Source organism: Acidovorax sp. BL-A-41-H1 (assembly GCF_051942715.1).
In genome coordinates this window covers 893,579-912,437 of record NZ_JBPVJQ010000003.1, presented here as the reverse complement: position 1 = coordinate 912,437, position 18,859 = coordinate 893,579, and the positions used below count along the sequence as shown (strand labels likewise).

The window sequence follows — 18,859 nt, the reverse complement described above, 5'->3', positions numbered from 1 at the left end:
AGGCCCTGCGACAAGCTCAGGGCGAACGGGTGTTGGATGGGAGTTGCGACTACTGGATGCGGACCCAGGTCTGCGTGCGGCCAAACGGCCCGATGGAGCCGCGCACTTCCAGCTTCTTGCCGCCTTCGATGGGGGTCATGCGCAGGGTGTAGTTGCGGCCGTTCTCGGGGTCGAGAATCTTGCCGCCTTCCCACACATCCTTGCCGTCGGCCTTTTTGGCGCCACGGATGATCTCCAGCCCCAGAATGGGCTTGCCCTTGCGGTCATCCGAGCATTCATTGCACACCTCATCGGGCTTGGCATCCTTGGCCAGACGCTTTTCCAGCGCGCCATGCAGCACTCCGCCGCCGATGTCACGGATGCGGATTTCAGCCTTGGCCTCGCCCGTCTTGTCGTCCACATTGCGCCACAACCCCTCGGGAGTCGTTTGCGCGAGGGCAGATACCGATGATGCTACAAAAATAATAGCTGCGACGGATTTCAACATGTGGGCTCCAGGGCAAAAAGGCTTGAAATCTGCATCCAGGGGACCGGATCAGGCGAGCGCCAGGTCTGTGTCCATCAGCACCTTGCTGCCGCTGCGCGCCGTGCGCATCAGCGTCGCGGTCTCGGGGAACAGCTTGGCAAAGTAAAAGCGTGCCGTCTGCAGCTTGGCACCGTAGAAGGGGTCGGTGTTGCCAGCCGCGATTTCGCGCAGGGCCACCTGGGCCATGCGGGCAAACAGGTAGCCGAACACCAGGTGGCCGGCCACACGCAGGTAGTCCACAGCGGCAGCGCCCACTTCGTCGGGGTTCTGCATGCCCTTGAAGCCGATCTCGGTGGTGAACTTGGTCATCTGGTCACCCAGCATCGCCACGGGGTTGATGAACTCGGCCATCTTCTCGTTCACGCCTTCTTCTTCCACCAGCTGGCCGATCAGCTTGCCCAGCTTCTTCAGCGTGGCGCCGTTGTTGCCCAGCACCTTGCGGCCCAGCAGGTCCAGCGACTGCACGGTGTTCGTGCCTTCGTAGATCATGTTGATGCGGTTGTCGCGCACGTACTGCTCCATGCCCCATTCCTTGATGAAGCCGTGGCCGCCGAAGACCTGCAGGCACGCGTTGGTGCTGATGTGGCCGTTGTCGGTGATGAAGGCCTTGACGATGGGCGTGAGCAGCGCCACGAGTTCTTCGGAGTCCTTGCGCACCTTTTCATCAGGGTGGCTGTGCACCTTGTCGAGCAGCAGCGTGCAGTACAGCTGCAGCGCGCGGGCGCCTTCGGCGTAGGCCTTGGCCGTCAGCAGCATCTTGCGCACGTCGGGGTGCACGATGATCGGGTCGGCGTCCTTGTCCTTGGCCTTGGTGCCCGACAGGCTCCGGGACTGGATGCGGTCCTTGGCGTAGGCCAGGGCGTTCTGGTAGGCCACTTCGGTCAGGCCCAGCGACTGGTTGCCCACGCCCAGGCGGGCGGCGTTCATCATCACGAACATGGCGGCCAGGCCCTTGTTGGGCTGGCCCACCATGGTGCCGATGGCGCCGTCCAGCGCGATCTGCGCCGTGGCGTTGCCGTGGATGCCCATCTTGTGCTCCAGGCCCGTGCAGAAGATCGGGTTGCGCTCGCCCAGCGAGCCGTCGGCCTTGACGTGGAACTTGGGCACCACGAACAGGCTGATGCCCTTGCTGCCCTTGGGCGCATCGGGCAGGCGTGCCAGCACCAGGTGCACGATGTTGGCGGCCATGTCATGCTCGCCCGCGCTGATGAAGATCTTGTTGCCGGTGATCTTGTAGGTGCCGTCGGCCTGGGGCTCGGCGCGGGTGCGCATCATGCCCAGGTCGGTCCCGCAATGGGGTTCGGTCAGGCACATGGTGCCGGTCCACTCGCCGCTGGTGAGCTTGGGCAGGTACAGGGCCTTCTGGTCATCGGTGCCGTGGGCATGCAGGGCCTCGTAGGCGCCGTGCGACAGGCCGGGGTACATCGTCCAGGCCTGATTGGCCGAGTTCAGCATTTCGTACAAGCACTGGTTCAGCACGAAGGGCAGGCCCTGGCCACCGTAGGCAGGGTCGCAAGACAGCGCCGCCCAGCCACCTTCGACGTACTTGGCATAGGCATCCTTGAAGCCCGTGGGGGTCTTCACTTCGTGCGTGGTCTTGTCGAGCACGCAGCCTTCGGTGTCGCCGCTGATGTTCAGCGGAAACGCCACTTCAGCCGCAAACTTGCCGGCTTCTTCGATCACGGCGTTGATGGTGTCCACATCCACTTCGGCGTGGGCGGGCAAGGCCTTGAATTCATCACTGACCTTGAGCACTTCGTGCATGACGAATTGCATGTCGCGCAGGGGCGGCGTGTAGGTAGGCATGGGTTTACTCCTTGGATGTGGTGGTTTGGGTGGAAACTTTGCGGCGCCCGGCCGCAGCGGCCCGGGCGACAGGTGCAGGGGCGGCCATCGCAGGCGCGCCGTAGCGCGACAGGATGTTGTGAAAACCGGTCACGGCGCGGGACAGCGAACCGGGGTTGCGCAGGAAACGGGCTTCGTAGTGCAGGGCCAGGATGAGGCCGTGGATCTCGAACAGCATCTGCTCGGCATTGACGTCGGCCTGGATCTCGCCGATCTCCTTGCACTGCTCGATGGCGCGGCGCATGGCACCGTGCCAGGTCATCACCGAGCTGGCCAGCGCATCGCGTACGGGGCCGGTGCGGTCGTCAAACTCGACGGCGCCGCTGATGTAGATGCAGCCCGAGTCGATTTCGATCGAGGTACGCTTCATCCAGTTGTCAAACAGCGCATGCAGGCGCGGCAGGCCCCGCGCGGCGGACATGGCGGGGTAGAAGACTTCCTGCTCAAAGCGGGTGTGGTATTCGCGGATGACCGATATCTGGAGTTCTTCCCGCGAGCCAAAATGGGCGAACACTCCCGATTTGCTCATGCCGGTAACATCGGCCAGCGCGCCAATGGACAGCCCCTCCAGCCCGATGTGCGTGGCCAGGCCCAGCGCCGCCTCGACGATGGCGGCCTTGGTCTGCTGGCCCTTTTGCAAGGCCCGGCCAGTGCCGCTGCGGGATCGCGGGATGCGGGTGACCAGGGATTCGGAGGAAGCGGGCATGTGCACAAATAAAAACGAACGTTCGTTCTATTCTGCAACAGATTCGCGCTGCGGCCAAAATCCACTCAAAAAATAGGGAGCCCCACCCAAGGGTTACGTTGCTGCCTTGCAACCGCGCTTGCGGCGCCCGGGCTTGGCAGGGCGGCCGCCGTGGCGACCGTACCCATCACCCCTACAGGATGCGCGCCAGGCTTGCCTCAAGGTGCTCTGTGGGCAACCGGCGAAACCCCGAGCGTGCGTAGCGCTGCAACCGCCCCACTGCAAACGACGTGAGCACGCTGGCAGCCACCTGTGCATCCACGGTGGGCGTACCGGACTGCGCGGTCACCAGCCGCAGGGACTGGCGCAGCGTGGACTCGATGCGGTCGAAGAACTGGTTCATGCGCTGCTGCAGCCGTTCGTGTTCGAACACCAGCGCATCACCCACCATCACGCGCACCATGCCGGGGTTGCGCTCGCCAAACTGCAGCACCAGCGCCACGATGCGCGCGGCCTCGCGGGTGCCCTCTTCGGCCGACTGGGCCGCGGCGGGGTCTGGCAACTCACGTCCGGTGATCTGCTGCACCAGCGAAAAAACCGTGTGCTCGATGAAGTCGATCAGGCCTTCGAACATCTGCGCCTTGCTCGCAAAGTGGCGGTACAGAGCCGCCTCGCTCACCGAAAGACGTGCAGCCAGCGCCGCGGTGGTGATGCGCTCTGCGCCTGGCTGCTCCAGCATGGCAGCCAGCGCCTGCAATATTTGCTCGCGCCGCTCGCCGGGCTTGGGGCGTTTGCGCCCTGCCGCGGGCGCGTCATCTGACGCAGGGACAGCCACGGCGGCGGATTCGGGATCGGTCGAAGCGTCGGACATGCGGGCAGTGCCTTGTGAGTGAAGACGGGGCGGCGTCACCGGTTTCGCCCCGCTGCGCAGGCGTAAATCATGTGTGCAAAAGATTCTCGCACAGGGTCCGCAGGCGATTTGACGGTCGGCAACCAGTCTACCCCCCCCGGCTGCTGCACATGCTGCGTACGCAATCTGCACGCCCATGCGCGGTTCAGAAGGGAAAGACTACCGTGACACGCAGCCCCCGGTCCTGCGGCCCTGTGCCGAGTGTGAGCGCAGCGCGGTGCACGCGGGCAATCTCATCGGCAATCGCCAGGCCCAGCCCCGTGCCCTCGCCCACCGTACCGGGCACGCGGTAGAACCGCTGCATCACTCGCGCGCGCTCCGGGACCGGAACGCCCGGCCCATCGTCTTCCACCTCGAGAAACACGCGCGCGGGCCCGGAGCTGGCCGTACGGATGCCGCAGCGGATGGTGACCACCCCGCCCGGGGGCGTGTACTTGATGGCGTTGTCGACCAGATTGGACAGCAGCTCACGCACCAGCCAGCCATGGCCAGTCACGTGTACGGGCTCAACCTCCAGCCCCAGATCCAGCCCCTTTCCGGTGGCGGCGTCCAGAAAGGACTCCAGCAACGTCTCACACAGGTCCTTCAGATCCACGCGCTGGGAAGGCTGGGCGTCCAGGCTGCGCGCATCGGCCCGCGACAGTGCAAGCAGCTGGTGTGCCAGCTGCGAGGTGCGTCGCGTAGCATTGCGCAGCTTCTCGATCTGCTCGACGCTGAGCATGATGGCACCCGGGGCTGTGCCTTCTGGAGCGGGTGTCATGGCATGTCCGTCGCTGCGCGCTGCGGCTGGGCTGCGGGGCGGGGCCAGTGCCTTGGCCATCATGGCCCAGGCTTCCACCTGGGCCTGCAGCCCGGCCAGGGGCGTCCGCAACTGGTGGGCGGCATCCGCCACGAACCGGCGCTGCCCCTCGGCCTGCGCGTTGACCAGAGCAAAAAGCCGGTTGAGCGAATGCACCAGCGGGCGCACCTCGGCGGGCGAAGATGCTTCATCAATGGGGCTCAGGTCACGCGGCGAGCGGTGTTCCACCGCATCGGCCAGGTCCACCAGCGGCTTGAAAGCGCGGCGCACCGCCCAGTGAATGGCCAGCGCCGCAGCGCCCACCAGCACCAGGTTGGGCAGCAGCACGCGCATCAGCAACTGCTGCGCCCATTGCTGGCGCGGATCAGAGCCATCGGCCAGCGCCACCACGAGCTCGCCAGCCCCCGTACGACCACGCTGCACGGCGACCCGGTATGTCACGCCATTGAATTCGACGCTGTGAAACTCCGGCGCGCTGGTGGTCGGTACGGCCTCGTGTACCCAGGCATTGCCCAGCAGCAGCCGGCCCTTGGGGTCCCGCACGCTGAAGCCCGCAAAACCAGCGTTCTGTCGCAAAAAATCCTCGATGGGTGGCGCCATCAGCAGCAAGGGCGGCTCGTTTTCGCGCAGGGGCGGCGCCAGCACTGAATCGGCCAGTGCGGGCAGCAGACGCACCAGGCGCTGGTCGTGCTGGGCGGCAGCCTCGTCGGCCGAGCGGTAGTCCAACCACACTCCGACCATCGCCAGCGCACACAGCGGGAGTACCAGCAACAGCAGCAGCCGGTTGCGCAGATCGGAGGTCATGAGCACCAAACCAGGGCGCTGGCGTGCGGCAGGCTGGTCTGGCATGGCTGTCTGTCGGTGCAAAAGAGCGCTGCGTGCGGCGCCAGCTAGCCGCCCTGCAACTCCAGCCGGTAGCCAAATCCGCGGATCGACCGCAGCGCCACGCCATGCGGCTCCAGCTTGCCCCGCAGCCGCGATACATACACCTCGACCGCGTTGGGCGTGATCTCCTTGTCCCAGCCGGTCAGGGCCTGCAGGAGCTTGTCCTTGCTGGCAGGCTTGGGGGCGTTGATGAGCAGGTATTCGAGTACGGTCCACTCGCGCGGACCCAGCTCGATCACCTGCTCGCCTTCGGCCGTGCGGATGCTGGCGCGTCGGCCTGCCGTGTCCAGCTCCAGCGGACCAAAGCTCAGCACCGCCGATGTCGCAGCTTGCGACCGACGCAGCAACGCGCGCAGCCGGGCCAGCAGTTCAGGCAGTTCAAAAGGCTTGACCATGTAGTCATCTGCCCCCAGGTCCAGCCCCTGCACCCGGTCGTGCAAGGCATCGCGCGCCGTGAGGATGAGCACCGGCATCGCAGGGCTGGCCATCTGCGGGCGGCGCAAACGGCGCGTCAGCTCCAGGCCATCCATGCCCGGCAGGCCGATGTCAATGATGGCCGCATCAAACGTCTCAGCGCGCAAGACCTCTTCGGCACGCTCGCCGCTGCCCACCCAATCCACGGCATAGCCCGCATCGGCCAGGCCGAGCTTGATCCCGCTGGCGACCATCAGGTCGTCTTCCACCACAAGCAATCTCATGAAACCTCCCGGTGTGGCGTGGCTGAACATGGCACCGCGGCGCATGCTGACCATGCAGCGCAGTGCAAGGGCCGCTGTGTAGGCACGAAAGATGCCAAAGCCATGGTGCGACTGCCCTGAGTACAGATAGGTTGTGGTCGGGTGCGAACAGCGCCGCAGTGCGATGCCGCGCGGTGGCCGCTCAGTGCGACCGGATCATCGTGCCGTAGGCCTGCTCCGTCAGGATCTCCAGCAGCATGGCATGGGGCACGCGGCCATCAATGATGTGTACCGCATTGACGCCAGCCTTGGCCGCGTCAAGGGCACCGGCAATCTTGGGCAACATGCCGCCCGAGATGGTGCCATCGGCAAACAGTTCATCAATGCGGCGCGCCGTCAGGTCGGTCAGCAGGTTGCCCGCCTTGTCGAGCACGCCGGGCGTGTTGGTCAGCAGCATCAGCTTCTCGGCCTTGAGCACTTCGGCCAGCTTGCTGGCCACCACATCGGCGTTGATGTTGTAGCTCTCGTTGTTTTCACCGAAACCGATGGGGCTGATGACGGGAATGAAAGCATCGTCCTGCAGCGCCTTGACCACACTGGGGTCGATGGAAACGATGTCGCCCACCTGCCCCACGTCGTGTTCGATGCTCGGGTCCTTGCTGTCCACCATCTTGAGCTTGCGCGCGCGGATCATGCCGCCGTCGCGGCCCGTCAGGCCCACAGCCTTGCCGCCCGCCTGGTTGATGAGGCCCACGATGTCCTGCTGCACCTCGCCTGCCAGCACCCACTCGACGACCTCCATTGTCTCGGCATCGGTCACGCGCATGCCCTGGATGAACTGGCCCTTCTTGCCCAGGCGGTTCAGGGCTGTTTCGATCTGGGGGCCGCCGCCATGCACCACCACCGGGTTCATGCCCACCAGCTTGAGCAGCACGACGTCTTCGGCAAAGTCAGCCTGCAACGCGGGGTCGGTCATGGCGTTGCCGCCGTATTTGATCACCATGGTCTTGCCATGGAACTTGCGGATGTAGGGCAGCGCCTGGGCCAGGATTTCAGCCTTGTCGCGTGGTGCAATCGAAAGAAGGTCGGTCATGGGGGCGGGCTACCGGAGAAAACTGTAAGGGGCAAATTGTGCCGCATCCCGCGCGCACTCTGCCGCCCTCCGGCATGACAGCCAGTCAGTGGCGCAACCAGGGCGGCACCTTGAACCGCACAATGGCAAAGTACGCCATCACATAGCTGACGACAAACAGGCCGCAGAACGCCATCAGCAACGCAGTGTTGCTCCAGAAGAGCACAGCTGGCACCACCGTCAGCAGCGTAAAACCCCAGAGATAGGGCGACGTGCGGTTGTTGCGCATCAGCACGCGGCGTGACTCATCGTCGTGGAACACCCCCCGCACAATGCGGCGGTAGATGAGCTGGTGGAAATGCAGCGCATCGGCAACGCCGGGCGAAACGCCGCGCACTGCCTTTCGGTAGATAGAAAAGATCGTCTCCCACACGGGGTAGATGAGCAGCAGCATCGGGAACCAGGGCGAGACCTCCGCATTGCGCTGGACCAGCGAGATGCTGGCAACGGCAATGATCACGCCCCATATATAGGCCCCGCCATCGCCCGCAAACAGCATGCCCCGAGGGTAGTTCCAGATCAGAAACCCTGCAGTGGCCGCCGCGGTAGACACCAGCAACGCCGCCAGAGCCCGGTCGCCCACCTGCAGGGCCACATGCGCCAGCGCCAGACAGACGATCAGTGCCACCATGCCTGCGAGGCCGTTGTAGCCGTCGATGATGTTGAAGGCATGGGGGAGTCCAGCCACGGCCAGAACCACAATCGCAGCGCCAATCCATGGGGCCGCCTCCATCAGGCCATCCAGCCACGCCCAGCCGGTGCGCGGCACACCCAGATTCAGCAACAGCAGCGCCAGCCCGCCCGATGCGCCTGTCAGCATCAAGCGGTAACGCACGGCCAGACGCTGCGTCATGTCCTCGGCGATGCCGCCCAGGGCGGCGGGCAGCAAGACCAGCAGCCAGCTGCCGACCCACCCGCCCAGACGCAGCGAACCAGGATCGCCCCACTGCGTGGATTGCAAAACGCCCAGCCCCCAGCTCACCGCAGCACCAGCCAGCACCGCGGCGCCGCCCAGGCGCGGAATGTCACCCAGATGAAAGCGCTGGGGCATCCCATCGCCATAGGCAGCCGCGTGCTCGCGGCCCCAGCGAACGATGAGGCCGGCCACTATCGTCGCTATCAAAAAACCAAGCACAGACAACCAGATCATTGGGGGCCGATGGTACCTGCGCCACCTGACGGGGCCGTTAGCAACTGTTGCGCCTGGCGATACACCGGCGAACGCCACAACCGCCACAGGCTGCGCACATGCCAAAGCAGATGCTGCAGCCTGCGGTGGCTGGCGCGCTGTCCCGCATGGACCACCTTCACCGGCGCCCGTACCAGCCGGAGCCCTTGCAGCCGCACCCTGAGACAGATATCCACATCCTCGCAATACATGAAGTAGCGCTCGTCAAACCCGCCAACGGCGCGCCAGACCTCCACTGGCAGCACGATGCATGCCGCGTTCACCCAGTCGACCCGCTGCTCCCGCGCCCCCAGGAACCGCCGGCGAAAAAGGGCTGCCGGCGACGGGATTTCGCGCTCGCTGTCTTGTACAGAACCATCCGGCGCCGTTTGAGCAGGGTATGCGCAACCGCTGCCCGGACCCTGGCAAGACTGCACCAGCGCGTCGAAGGGGGGTTGGCCAGGGATCAGCTCCACGTCCGGGTTGATGACACACACATGGCTTTCGCTGACGTTTGCCAAGGCCTGGTTGTGGTTGGCACCGAAACCCACCGGTGTAGCATTCACCGCCACCTCCAGCTCAAAAGGCCAGCCGCCAGACGGCGCGCGCGGGTGCGGTTCGGGAATGTTCTGGGTTAGCACCACCCGCGAAACCACGGGCTCCCCAGCGCCCGCAATCTGCTCCAGCAGCCGCTGCACCAGTTCACCATGGCCATGACTGACAACGGAAACCACAAGGCGGGCGGGTGGAAAATGGGGGTGGTTCATCGGCCCGTATTGTCGCCGCAGCCCCTGCAGTGACGCCAAACAGCCCCGTCATAATCGGTGGATGACGAATTCAATCGACGACCTGCATGTCTACCTGCGCTCCATCGCCGAGGGCGAACGCACGTCGCTGTCGGTCCTGGCAGGCCTGGTGCTTCCGGGTGCGACGGTACTTGATCTGGGCTGCGGCAGCGGCGCACTGGGGCAGTTCCTCAAGGAAACACGGCAGTGCACGGCCGATGGCGTCACGCTGAGCCAGGCAGAGGCCCGGATCGCGTCACCGCACTATCGCCAGGTGGAAGTGGCAGATCTTGAAACGGCAGATCTGCCTGCAATGTTTCCAGAGCGACGGTATGACTTTATCGTGTGCGCAGACGTGCTGGAGCATCTGAAGCACCCGGAACAAGTGCTGAAGGCTTGCCGCGAGTTGCTCGTACCAGACGGCAAAGTTCTGATCTCCGTACCCAACGCGGGCTACAGCGGGTTGGTGGCCGAATTGCTGGAGGGGGAGTTCCGCTATCGCGAAGAGGGCCTGCTCGACCGCACGCATCTGCGTTTTTTCACACGCCGGTCTCTCGTTCGCTTCATGTCGGAACAGCGGTGGCAAATCAACAGCCTTGACACCATCACCCGTGAGCTGCCCGAGTCCGAATTCAAGGTCGCATTCGACAGCTTGCCCGCAGGGGTTGCCCGATATCTTCTGGGCGCAAACGATGCGCTCACGTACCAGTTCATTTGCGCCGCAAGTCCTGCAGAGCAAGCCCTCAACCATGCGTTTGAGCCCGTATCTGCCGCCACCGATGAGCCGCAGGCCCGGTTTACGGCGCAGCTGTACCTGGGGCGTGCCGCTGGGTATGAGGAAGCGAGCAAGCTCACGGCCACAGGCATCATCGGCCACGAACGCCAGACCCTTGTGTTTCGCCTTCCGGCCCGCGCGGAGCCGCTCACACGCTTGCGGCTGGACCCTGCAGACCGCCCCGGGTTTCTCCATCTCTATGGCCTGAGCCTGCGCGACAGCGCTGGGCATTCCATCTGGCACTGGGCGGCAGACCACGACAGCCGTTCGCTGCTGGCCGGTGCGCCACACAGCCAGATCGTGTGGAACGCCCCCCTGCCCCCAGCAGCAGGCGCCACGCTGCTGTTGCTGGCGGGCACCGACCCCTGGTTCACGCTGCCCATTCCGGAAGAAGTGCTCCAGAAACTGGCTGCGGCCGAAGCGTTTCTTGACGTCGAGCTGGGCTGGCCGATGTCGGCGGACTACCTTGCCCTGGCAGGTACAGTGCGCCCGCTCGGCGACCGCATCGACCAGCTCGAACGCGACGCGCGCGAGACCCAGTCGCTGCTGGAAGACCAGCTACAGCACGCCCGCGCCAGCCTTTCATCCACCAATGCACGCAACAGCCTGCTGGAAGAAAACAACACCGCGCTGGCCCGCCAACGCGCCATGTGGCAGCAGGAAGCCACCCGCGTCCAGAAAGACTATGCCGAGCTTGCGGCGCACCTCAAGACCATAGAAAACTCCACCGTGTTCCGTGCTACCCGCCCTCTCGTCCATGCCAAGATGCGGCTGGACCGCCTGCTCGGTCGCGGCCCCGCCGCGACGGCAGCGCCAGCCGCCCTACCTGTGCCATTAGCCGCGCCACCTCATCCGGTGGATGTGATCGTCCCCGTTTACCGGGGCCTGGCCGACACGCGCCTGTGCATCGACTCGGCCCTGGCGAGCACCTGCCAGACACCGTGGCGGCTCATCGTCATCAACGACGCCAGCCCGGAGCCCGAAGTGACCGCCTGGCTGCGCGAGCGCGCGCAGCAGGACAGCCGCATCACCCTGCTGGAAAACGCTGAAAACCTCGGCTTCGTGGGTACCGTGAACCGCGGCATGGCCCTGAGCAGCAGCAACGACGTATTGCTGTTGAACAGCGATACCGAAGTGGCCAACGACTGGCTCGACCGCATCCGCCGTGCGGCCTACTGCGACCAGAAGGTGGCATCCGTCACGCCGTTCTCCAACAACGCCACCATCTGCAGCTACCCCCGGTTTTGCAAGGACAACGATCTGCCCGAGGGGTACGACACGGCCCGCCTGGACGCCCTGTGCGCCAGCACCAACCCCGGCGCGGTGGTGGATGTGCCCACGGGCGTGGGCTTTTGCATGTACATCCGTCGCGACAGCCTCACCGCCGTAGGCCTGTTCGACACCGAAAACTTTGGCAAGGGCTACGGCGAAGAAAACGATTTTTGCCAGCGGGCTGCAGCCGCCGGGTGGCGCAACCTGCATCTGCTCGACACCTTCGTGCTCCACACCGGGGGCGTGAGCTTTGGCGACAGCAAGAGCCCGCGCGAGCGCGCCGCCATGGAGACGCTGCGCCGCCTGCACCCGAGGTACGAACGCGAGGTGATGGCATTCGTCCAGGCAGATCCCGCCCAGCCCTACCGGCTGGCACTGGACATTGCACGTCTGCAGCAAGCCCACCTGCCTGTGGTGCTGGCAGTGCTCCACGACCGTGCGGGCGGTACCCTGCGGCATGTACGAGAGCTGGCCGAACACCTGCGTTCCCAAGCCCGATTCCTGGTGCTCACACCCGCGCCCGACCAATCGGTGAGCCTGCGCATGGCGGGCGAGCATGACGCCTTTGAACTCCGGTTTTCGATCGCCACGCAATACGATGCACTGGTAGAGGCCTTACGGCACCTGGGCGTGGCGCACATCCACTACCACCACCTGCTGGGCCATGACGAACGCATTCTGGACCTGCCCTCCCAGCTGGGTGTGGACTACGACTTCACCGCCCACGACTTCTACAGCTACTGCACCCACATCTCGCTGACCGGGCGTGACAACCGTTACCAGGCAGACCGTGCACCCGGTGAATGCCACTGCTGCGCGCCGGACGATCCGGCGCCGTATGGCGGCTCGGTCCGGCAGTGGCGCCATCGCAACCGCCATTTCCTGACGGGCGCGCGCCAGGTGTTCGCGCCTAGCCACGACACTGCCGCCCGCATTGCGGGTCTGGCGCCCGGCGCGCGGCTTCGCGTCGTCCCCCATACCGATCTGGTCGACGCATCGGGCGACGGTGCGGTGCAAGGCCCGCCTGCCCTGCCCGAACCTCAAGCCAGCCCGCTGCCAAGTGCCAGCGCGCCATTGAAGGTGGTGGTGCTGGGCGCCCTCAGCGCCATCAAGGGCGCGGATCTGCTGGAAGCAGCGGCCACAGAGGCTGCACGACGCAATGCCCCGGTGGAGTTCCATCTGCTGGGCTACGGGTACCGGCATCTGCTGACACAGCCACGCGCACGCCTGACGGTGCACGGCGCTTACGACGAAGCCGATCTGCCACGGCTGCTGGAATGGCTACAGCCAGACATTGCGTGGTTTCCAGCACTCTGGCCCGAGACCTACAGCTATACGCTCAGCGCCTGCCTGCAGGCCGGGCTCCCTGTGTTGGCCCCTGATCTGGGCGCGTTCCCCGAGCGGCTGGCGGGCCGTGCACGGAGCTGGGTGGCGCCATGGGATCAGACTGCGGGGCAGTGGCTGGACAGCATGATGCACCTCCGGGCGAACTTCTTCACGCCCGATGCGGGCAAGTCGCAGGAACCGTCAGGCGCTATGGTGTTTTCACCGCAGCATGCCGCCGCCATGCCGGAAGGTGCGGCCTGGACATATCGCACGGATTACCCGGCAGGCGTTTTGGTTCATCCGCCCATAGAGGTTTCCATCGATTTTCTGCGTACCTATGCTCCCTGCCTGCGCTCCAGCGGAAACGCACGCGGCGTCATGCTGAACGGGTTGGCCCACTTGCGCTCCATGCCGGTGTTGCGCGGACTTGCGCGTGCAATCCCTCCCCACTGGCAGAGAAAAGTTAAAAACTGGCTGCAAGCCTAGATACACACATCATGAACATTACCGCTGATCCAAACCTGCCGCTGATTGAAGCGGCCCGCACGTTTATCGACAACGGCCAACTGGCCGAAGCGGCTGCGGCCTTGAACCAGGCACGCGCGCAAATTCCCTCTGATCCCCGGGTCTACATGATGGCAGGGCTCATGGCAGAAAAGGCGGGAAATGTCGACGGCGCATTCCAGCTCATGCAGCAAGGGCTGACATTGGCGCCAGAGTGGGCTCCCGGAATCATCGTGCTGGCTCAGCTTCAAGTGCGGCAGGGGCAGTTCCCCGAAGCCAGCGAGAACGCCGAGCTTGCGTTGCAACTTGATTCCAGGAGTCGTGTAGTGCGGGCCGGTGCGATTGAGGTGGCGCATGCGGTCGGAGCCTTGGAGTTGGCGGTTCGCCACTTGAAGGAGGGTCTGGCTCAGGAACCGCAAGACAAAGAGTGGAGGCTATTGCTCGCCAACGATCTAAATCAGCTTGGCAAGTACGAAGATGCCCTTGCTGCGTGGGGCAATCTGGTGGAGGAGTTTCCTGAGGATGAACAGGTGCTCAAGGGCCAGATGCACACGCTCCTGGCTGCTGGCAAGCTGGACGAAGCTGCCGTGGTCACGAGAACGCTTTTGTCGCTTGTACCAGGTGATCCAATCTACATGTACTACGACGCCCGGGCACGTGGTCAGACGCCAGCCCACCAGCCTCCGGAGTTGAACCGTGCACTCTTCGACAGGGCCGCGCAGCTTTTCGACCAGCAGTTGGTGTCCGGCCTTCGTTACCGGCTTCCGCACCTGACAGCTCAGAAGATTCAAAAAAGATACCCGAATCGGCAACTGAGCCTGCTCGACCTTGGCTGCGGCACCGGGCTGCTGGCAGCGCAACTCGGGAAGATCAGTGGACGACTGGTGGGTGTTGACGTTTCTCCAAAGATGCTTGACCAGGCAAAGCGCCTCGGCCTCTACGACTCGCTCGAAGTTGGGGATCTTCACGAGACGCTCCGCGACACGCCCGCGGCTTCGTATGACATCGTTGCTGCGTTGGAGGTGTTCGTCTACATCGGCGATCTGAGTGAGGCCATTCCAGCTTCATGCAAGGTTCTCGTGCCCGGCGGGTATCTGGTGCTTTCGTGCGAGATCGGCGCAGACAATGGCCCGGATCTGTACCTTGACCCACTGACCGAACGGTACGTGCACAAGCGCAGCGCTGTCGAGGCTCTTTGCCGGGCATCCGGCTTTGTGATCGAGACCGAGCTGGCGGTCTTGCGCTATCAGAAGGGAAAGCCTGTCCAGGGGTTCGTGGTGTGGGCGCGTAAGCCTGCCTGAACGCCAGGGATAGACCTGACCGAGCCCGGCTAGGGTCTCTGCAAGAGCAAGAAGATCTCGTTGTTCAGCAGTAGCTCTTCCGGGTAACGCCCCTTCAATGGTTCAGGGATGGGCAAATCCACCTGACGGCGCTCTTGGCGAACCACGTTGAAGCCCGCCGCCACGGCAAGGTCCAGCAGCTCGTCGGCCGTGAGCCGGTTCAGTGCCTGGTATTCCTTGAACACAAACCGCTTGTACCCCTCCACGCCGAAGTCAGCAAAGCCGAAGTCGACCTCGGCGGCGTCGATGGGGCCCTCGTGGTCCCGGACAATCTTCCAAAGTTCGTCCTCGCTCACCAGCAGATGGTGCCAGGGCACGTCGTCGTAGCGTTTGAGGTGTGAACCGAAGGGCGAGAAAAACAGCGGCTCGATCTGGATGAAAAAGTAGCCACCCGGGCGCAGGCAATCCCGCAGGTCAGCCAGGATGGGGGCCAGCTGGTCCCGCTGCACATGCTCGAAGGTGGACCAGCTCATGATGCCGTCCACCGGCTTGCGCCGCCCTGCGAGCGGGCTACCCGGCTGGATGGTTTCAAACGTGAGTGCAGCCGGAATGCGGGCCATGCCCAGTTGCTCGCGTGCAATGCGCGGCAGCTTTGCATACTCCTGCCGAATGTCCACGCCGTGGATGGCCGTGGCCCCGTAGCGCAGCACCAGCGACAAGTCGGTAATGCCGTCGCCGCAGCCGAAGTTCAGGAGCCGTGCCGTGCGCACGTCCAGCACGTCGCCCACCCAGTGGTTCACCACGTCTGCAGCGTAATCAAAATGCGCACGGAACCACTCGTCCGAAATGTGGCGTGCGTCCCACGGGGCAAGCCCGCGAAAGCGTTCCTGCAAAGCTGTCCACCAGTGAGCGCTCATGGGTGTGTGGTTGTGTTGGGTAAAGGATGCCCCCGCAGGGGATGGGTAGATGGGCGTCGATTCAACCGCTAGCGGCACGGGGAGCCGTTGCACCGGCCGCCATGCGGCAAGGGCAGCAAGGGCAGCAGGCGCATTAAGGCTTTCGCAGGACGTACGCGTCCTGATGGTTCCAGAAATGCGTTTCCGCCTGGTGCGCAAGGTTCTCTGCACCCGCCACTTCTGCGATGCGGGCCAGCACGAATTCGGGTGCGGTGAACGTGGTCCCGTACTCATGCACATCAATGGCATGGGATTCGCTGGAAGGCGCAAAGAAGAATCCTTCAGCATCGAGCGTGACGTTGTCAAAGCGCGCCGCCTTGTGCCCATGCGTGCTGAACACCAGCAGCCCACCGGGCGCCACTGCCCCATACAGCGCCTGCAGCCAGCGGCCCCAGGTCGAGCGCGGCAGGTGGCTGAACAGTGACAGCACGAACACCAGGTCGTACTGGCGTGGCCACTGCACGCTTTCGGGCGCGCTGGCCGACAGAAAGCCTTGCACTCCAAACGTCTGGCGTGAGAACTCCACCGCGCTCGGCACCACGTCAGACACCACCACCCGCTCGGGCCCCAGGGCTTTGACCAAGTGCCTGGTAAACCGGCCATGGCCACTGGCGAACTCCAGCACGCTGGCGGTGTGCAGCAGCGGCCGGTTGACTGCCTCAAGCAGCAGCATCAGTTCTGACAAGGTGCGCCAGCCGTCTGCCAGGTAGTCGCGCAGGGGGTTGCGGCTGGAGTGGTGGCCGCGAAAGAAACCAAAGATATCGTCCTGGTCCGAAATGCTGCAGTTCAACCCCATGACGTTGTGGAAGGAGCCCACCAGGTCGTACTGTTCGATCAGCGCATGGGCGGCTAGCACCACGTCGCGCTCGTCGCGGGCGCGTACCAGTACCTGCGCGGCCGCGGTGCGGTTCCCGGCGGCCAGCAGGTCCCGACCTTCCTGCAGCAGTTGCTGGCCTAGCGTGGGCAATGTATCTGTCTTGACGTTCATGGTGACTCGGTGATCCAGAAGGCAGGATTATCCGTTCTTGGGCGGCTGCACTGCCGAAGCGGGACCGGGGCGCGGCGTTGTGCACGGCTTCGACAAGTTCAGCCCGAATGGGGGACCCGGCGCCCAGTTCGTCTCGGCCTGAATGGGAGATGTGGTTGGAGGGCGTTCAAGCCCAGTGGTGCGGCAACCGCACCAGGCCGGGTAGCGGCTTGGGGAAAATGAAACGGAAATGCATGAACTGGAACCACTCGTCGTACACCGCCAGACCCGTTTCATCGAACAGGAAGGCGCTGATGACGTAGTCGCCGCTGTGCAGGGGCAGGTCGGGAAACGTCAGCACCGAGCGCCAGGTTCCATCGCCCTGTTGCACGGGGTGCGCGCCATCCTCATGGGTGGCCAGTGACGTGATGCCCACACCTTTCGACTGTTCGATCATGAACCCGATGTGCGGGCGCTCCGTGCCACGGCCCCGGGCGGTGATGGTGACCACGAGGTCCTGCCCCTGCAACACGGGTGGCTGGGAACCCTCTGGCTCCGCCAGATTGGCAACGTCCACCGAGAGGATGCAGGCCGCACCACCATCGTGACTGGCGGCGGCGGATGTCGTAGCGCTCGCACCTGGTGGTGCCGTGGCGGCATCGGCGCCAGCAGCTGCTTCTGCAACGGCTGTGGCCGTGGTGTTCTCGGGGGCATCCGCATGAAAGGCGTGCTGGGCAGCCGCTTCACGATCGCGGGTGTGCACGTCGTAGGCGGCAAGCACCGCTTCGGTGTCGCCAAACTGCTCTACACGCCCACCCTTGAGCCACAGGGCGCGGTCGCACAGGTGCCGCACGTGGTACGGGCTGTGCGAGCAAAACAAAATGGTGCAGCCGTTGTTGCGAAACGCGGTGATGCGCTCCACACACTTCTTCTGGAAGTTCTGGTCGCCTACCGCCAGGGCTTCGTCGATGATGAGTACGTCAGGCTGCACGGCGGTAACGAGCGCAAACGCCAGGCGGACCGTCATACCCGATGAATAGGTCTTCACCGGCCTGTCGAGTGCCTCGCCCAGTTCGCAAAACGCGATGATTTCAGGCTCCAGGCGCGCCATTTCGTCGCGGTGAATGCCGATCAGGCTGCCTGCAAAGTACAGGTTGTCGCGCCCGCTGAAATCGGGGTGGAAGCCGGCCCCCAGCTCCAGAATGGCCGTGACGCGACCTACCCGGTCTATCCGGCCATGGCTGGGCTGCAGGGTGCCCGCCAGCAACTTCAACAGGGTGCTTTTGCCCGCGCCGTTGTCACCAATGACGCCAATGCATTCGCCGCGCGTCAGTTCAAACGACACATCGTTCAAAGCCCAGTGGCTGCGGTGGGTGGCCTTGCCCGTGACCAGCGCCTTGAGGCGCGCGCGTGGCGTGGGGTACAGCTTGTATTCCTTGCCAACGGCCTGCACGCGGAGTACGGGGGCAGGGGCTGCCGGTGCAATGCCCGCAGGGGGCGTGGGTGCAGGGTGCGTCATAGCCAATCCACCAGCTGGTCACGGCTGCGGGATACCGCCACATTGAGCAGCACCGCTGCCAGCGCAATCCACGCGATGGTGGCCCACCAGACCCCGGCAGAGGGCCAGGCGCCCTGCAGCAGCACCTGCTGGTAGCCCTGCACCAGCCCTGTCATAGGGTTGAGCCACAGCACCCAGCGCCAGCGCTCGGGGAACAGGGTGATGGGGAACAGGATGGGCGACAGGTAAATGCCGACCGACAGCAGAAAGCCCACCAGTTGCACCGTGTCGCGCAATGCTGCTGCCAGTATGGCGAGCAGATAGCCCATCAGCAGGCACAGTACCAACTGCAGTGCGAGAAGCGGCACCATGCTGAGCACCGCCGGCGCAAAGCCGTGCAATGGCGCATAGGCCACTGCCACCAGCGCAAGCAAGGGGCCGTAGATGAGGGCGCTGGCCAGCACGGCACGTGCGGTAAACAGTACGGCGGGCAGCGGGTTTTTCTGCAAGAGGCCGCCCGCATCCAGCAAGCTGCCCATGCCGCGGGACACGGCATCGCAGAACGCCATCCAAGGCAGCGCCCCGACGATGAGGTAGGTGCCCACCGCATGGGTGGGCGCGCCTTCGCCCAGCCGCATCGCAAACACGATGTCAAACACCAGGTAGAACGCAGCCACGGTGAGCAGCGGCTGCAGGTAGGGCCACACCACCCCGGCAGCGGTACCGCTGTGACGTGCGGCCAGCTCGCGCTGCGTGAGCACCCATACCAACGCATGTGCGCTCACGGCCGCTTTCACCTCACATAGCAATGCACGCATCGAGGCTCCGAAGGTGACTTACAGCCCCGAGTGCTTCTCCTAAGAAGCCGT

The 18,859-nt window shown here is 64.5% G+C and carries 15 protein-coding genes; 2 read left to right on the top strand and 13 right to left on the bottom strand.

Translation table 11 applies throughout. The annotated features are described in order from the left end of the window. Positions 1–49: 49 nt before the first annotated feature. The 9 genes from ACTPOI_RS05140 to ACTPOI_RS05100 form a co-directional block, all read right to left on the bottom strand. Positions 50–487 (bottom strand): DUF2147 domain-containing protein, encoded by a 438-nt coding sequence (locus ACTPOI_RS05140; protein WP_440107058.1) that lies wholly within the window; start codon positions 485–487, stop codon positions 50–52. A 48-nt stretch (positions 488–535) separates the two neighbouring features. Beyond that, the gene (locus tag ACTPOI_RS05135) at positions 536–2,332 is read right to left on the bottom strand and encodes an acyl-CoA dehydrogenase C-terminal domain-containing protein (protein WP_440107056.1); all 1,797 of its coding nucleotides are present in this window, start codon (positions 2,330–2,332) and stop codon (positions 536–538) included. Positions 2,333–2,336: 4 nt separating this feature from the next. Further along, on the bottom strand, positions 2,337–3,077 hold the full coding sequence (locus ACTPOI_RS05130) for a TetR/AcrR family transcriptional regulator (RefSeq protein ID WP_440107054.1): 741 nt from the start codon (positions 3,075–3,077) through the stop codon (positions 2,337–2,339). A 172-nt stretch (positions 3,078–3,249) separates the two neighbouring features. Continuing rightward, on the bottom strand, positions 3,250–3,927 hold the full coding sequence (gene slmA / locus ACTPOI_RS05125) for a nucleoid occlusion factor SlmA (RefSeq protein WP_440107052.1): 678 nt from the start codon (positions 3,925–3,927) through the stop codon (positions 3,250–3,252). A 184-nt stretch (positions 3,928–4,111) separates the two neighbouring features. Then, positions 4,112–5,569 (bottom strand): ATP-binding protein, encoded by a 1,458-nt coding sequence (locus ACTPOI_RS05120; protein ID WP_440107050.1) that lies wholly within the window; start codon positions 5,567–5,569, stop codon positions 4,112–4,114. Positions 5,570–5,655: 86 nt separating this feature from the next. Next, the gene (locus ACTPOI_RS05115; RefSeq protein WP_440107048.1) at positions 5,656–6,348 is read right to left on the bottom strand and encodes a response regulator transcription factor; all 693 of its coding nucleotides are present in this window, start codon (positions 6,346–6,348) and stop codon (positions 5,656–5,658) included. Positions 6,349–6,529: 181 nt separating this feature from the next. Next, positions 6,530–7,420 carry an acetylglutamate kinase gene (gene argB, locus ACTPOI_RS05110; protein ID WP_291517002.1) on the bottom strand — a complete coding sequence of 297 codons (891 nt, stop codon included), beginning with the start codon at positions 7,418–7,420 and terminating at the stop codon, positions 6,530–6,532. Positions 7,421–7,505: 85 nt separating this feature from the next. Then, on the bottom strand, positions 7,506–8,609 hold the full coding sequence (locus tag ACTPOI_RS05105; RefSeq protein WP_440107045.1) for an MraY family glycosyltransferase: 1,104 nt from the start codon (positions 8,607–8,609) through the stop codon (positions 7,506–7,508). Continuing rightward, the gene (locus tag ACTPOI_RS05100; protein ID WP_440108266.1) at positions 8,606–9,394 is read right to left on the bottom strand and encodes a glycosyl transferase; all 789 of its coding nucleotides are present in this window, start codon (positions 9,392–9,394) and stop codon (positions 8,606–8,608) included. The genes ACTPOI_RS05105 and ACTPOI_RS05100 overlap by 4 nt, the downstream gene beginning before the upstream one ends. Before the next feature lie 61 nt (positions 9,395–9,455). On the opposite strand from ACTPOI_RS05100, the gene ACTPOI_RS05095 reads away from it, so the two are divergent. Further along, complete coding sequence (locus tag ACTPOI_RS05095) at positions 9,456–13,271, top strand: methyltransferase domain-containing protein (RefSeq protein WP_440107043.1); 3,816 nt, start codon at positions 9,456–9,458, stop codon at positions 13,269–13,271. 11 nt (positions 13,272–13,282) lie between these two features. Beyond that, on the top strand, positions 13,283–14,590 hold the full coding sequence (locus tag ACTPOI_RS05090; protein WP_440107041.1) for a tetratricopeptide repeat protein: 1,308 nt from the start codon (positions 13,283–13,285) through the stop codon (positions 14,588–14,590). A 29-nt stretch (positions 14,591–14,619) separates the two neighbouring features. On the opposite strand, the gene ACTPOI_RS05085 is transcribed toward ACTPOI_RS05090, so the two are convergent. The 4 genes from ACTPOI_RS05085 to ACTPOI_RS05070 form a co-directional block, all read right to left on the bottom strand. Further along, complete coding sequence (locus ACTPOI_RS05085) at positions 14,620–15,486, bottom strand: SAM-dependent methyltransferase (protein WP_440107039.1); 867 nt, start codon at positions 15,484–15,486, stop codon at positions 14,620–14,622. 133 nt (positions 15,487–15,619) lie between these two features. Then, positions 15,620–16,513: a class I SAM-dependent methyltransferase gene (locus ACTPOI_RS05080; protein WP_440107037.1), complete on the bottom strand. Its 894-nt coding sequence runs from the start codon at positions 16,511–16,513 to the stop codon at positions 15,620–15,622. A 166-nt stretch (positions 16,514–16,679) separates the two neighbouring features. Continuing rightward, positions 16,680–18,011 (bottom strand): ABC transporter ATP-binding protein, encoded by a 1,332-nt coding sequence (locus ACTPOI_RS05075; protein WP_440107035.1) that lies wholly within the window; start codon positions 18,009–18,011, stop codon positions 16,680–16,682. Next, on the bottom strand, positions 18,008–18,808 hold the full coding sequence (locus ACTPOI_RS05070) for an ABC transporter permease (RefSeq protein WP_440107033.1): 801 nt from the start codon (positions 18,806–18,808) through the stop codon (positions 18,008–18,010). The genes ACTPOI_RS05075 and ACTPOI_RS05070 overlap by 4 nt, the downstream gene beginning before the upstream one ends. Positions 18,809–18,859: the final 51 nt, after the last annotated feature.

What these genes read in the sequence shown, in the direction of transcription:
- ACTPOI_RS05135 (WP_440107056.1), bottom strand. Translation starts at nt 2,332, where the DNA reads ATGCCTACCTACACGCCGCCCCTGCGCGACATGCAATTCGTCATGCAC.
- argB (WP_291517002.1), bottom strand. Translation starts at nt 7,420, where the DNA reads ATGACCGACCTTCTTTCGATTGCACCACGCGACAAGGCTGAAATCCTG.
- ACTPOI_RS05070 (WP_440107033.1), bottom strand. Translation starts at nt 18,808, where the DNA reads ATGCGTGCATTGCTATGTGAGGTGAAAGCGGCCGTGAGCGCACATGCG.
- slmA (WP_440107052.1), bottom strand. Translation starts at nt 3,927, where the DNA reads ATGTCCGACGCTTCGACCGATCCCGAATCCGCCGCCGTGGCTGTCCCT.
- ACTPOI_RS05130 (WP_440107054.1), bottom strand. Translation starts at nt 3,077, where the DNA reads ATGCCCGCTTCCTCCGAATCCCTGGTCACCCGCATCCCGCGATCCCGC.
- ACTPOI_RS05105 (WP_440107045.1), bottom strand. Translation starts at nt 8,609, where the DNA reads ATGATCTGGTTGTCTGTGCTTGGTTTTTTGATAGCGACGATAGTGGCC.
- ACTPOI_RS05115 (WP_440107048.1), bottom strand. Translation starts at nt 6,348, where the DNA reads ATGAGATTGCTTGTGGTGGAAGACGACCTGATGGTCGCCAGCGGGATC.
- ACTPOI_RS05080 (WP_440107037.1), bottom strand. Translation starts at nt 16,513, where the DNA reads ATGAACGTCAAGACAGATACATTGCCCACGCTAGGCCAGCAACTGCTG.
- ACTPOI_RS05075 (WP_440107035.1), bottom strand. Translation starts at nt 18,011, where the DNA reads ATGACGCACCCTGCACCCACGCCCCCTGCGGGCATTGCACCGGCAGCC.
- ACTPOI_RS05095 (WP_440107043.1), top strand. Translation starts at nt 9,456, where the DNA reads ATGACGAATTCAATCGACGACCTGCATGTCTACCTGCGCTCCATCGCC.
- ACTPOI_RS05120 (WP_440107050.1), bottom strand. Translation starts at nt 5,569, where the DNA reads ATGACCTCCGATCTGCGCAACCGGCTGCTGCTGTTGCTGGTACTCCCG.
- ACTPOI_RS05090 (WP_440107041.1), top strand. Translation starts at nt 13,283, where the DNA reads ATGAACATTACCGCTGATCCAAACCTGCCGCTGATTGAAGCGGCCCGC.
- ACTPOI_RS05100 (WP_440108266.1), bottom strand. Translation starts at nt 9,394, where the DNA reads ATGAACCACCCCCATTTTCCACCCGCCCGCCTTGTGGTTTCCGTTGTC.
- ACTPOI_RS05140 (WP_440107058.1), bottom strand. Translation starts at nt 487, where the DNA reads ATGTTGAAATCCGTCGCAGCTATTATTTTTGTAGCATCATCGGTATCT.
- ACTPOI_RS05085 (WP_440107039.1), bottom strand. Translation starts at nt 15,486, where the DNA reads ATGAGCGCTCACTGGTGGACAGCTTTGCAGGAACGCTTTCGCGGGCTT.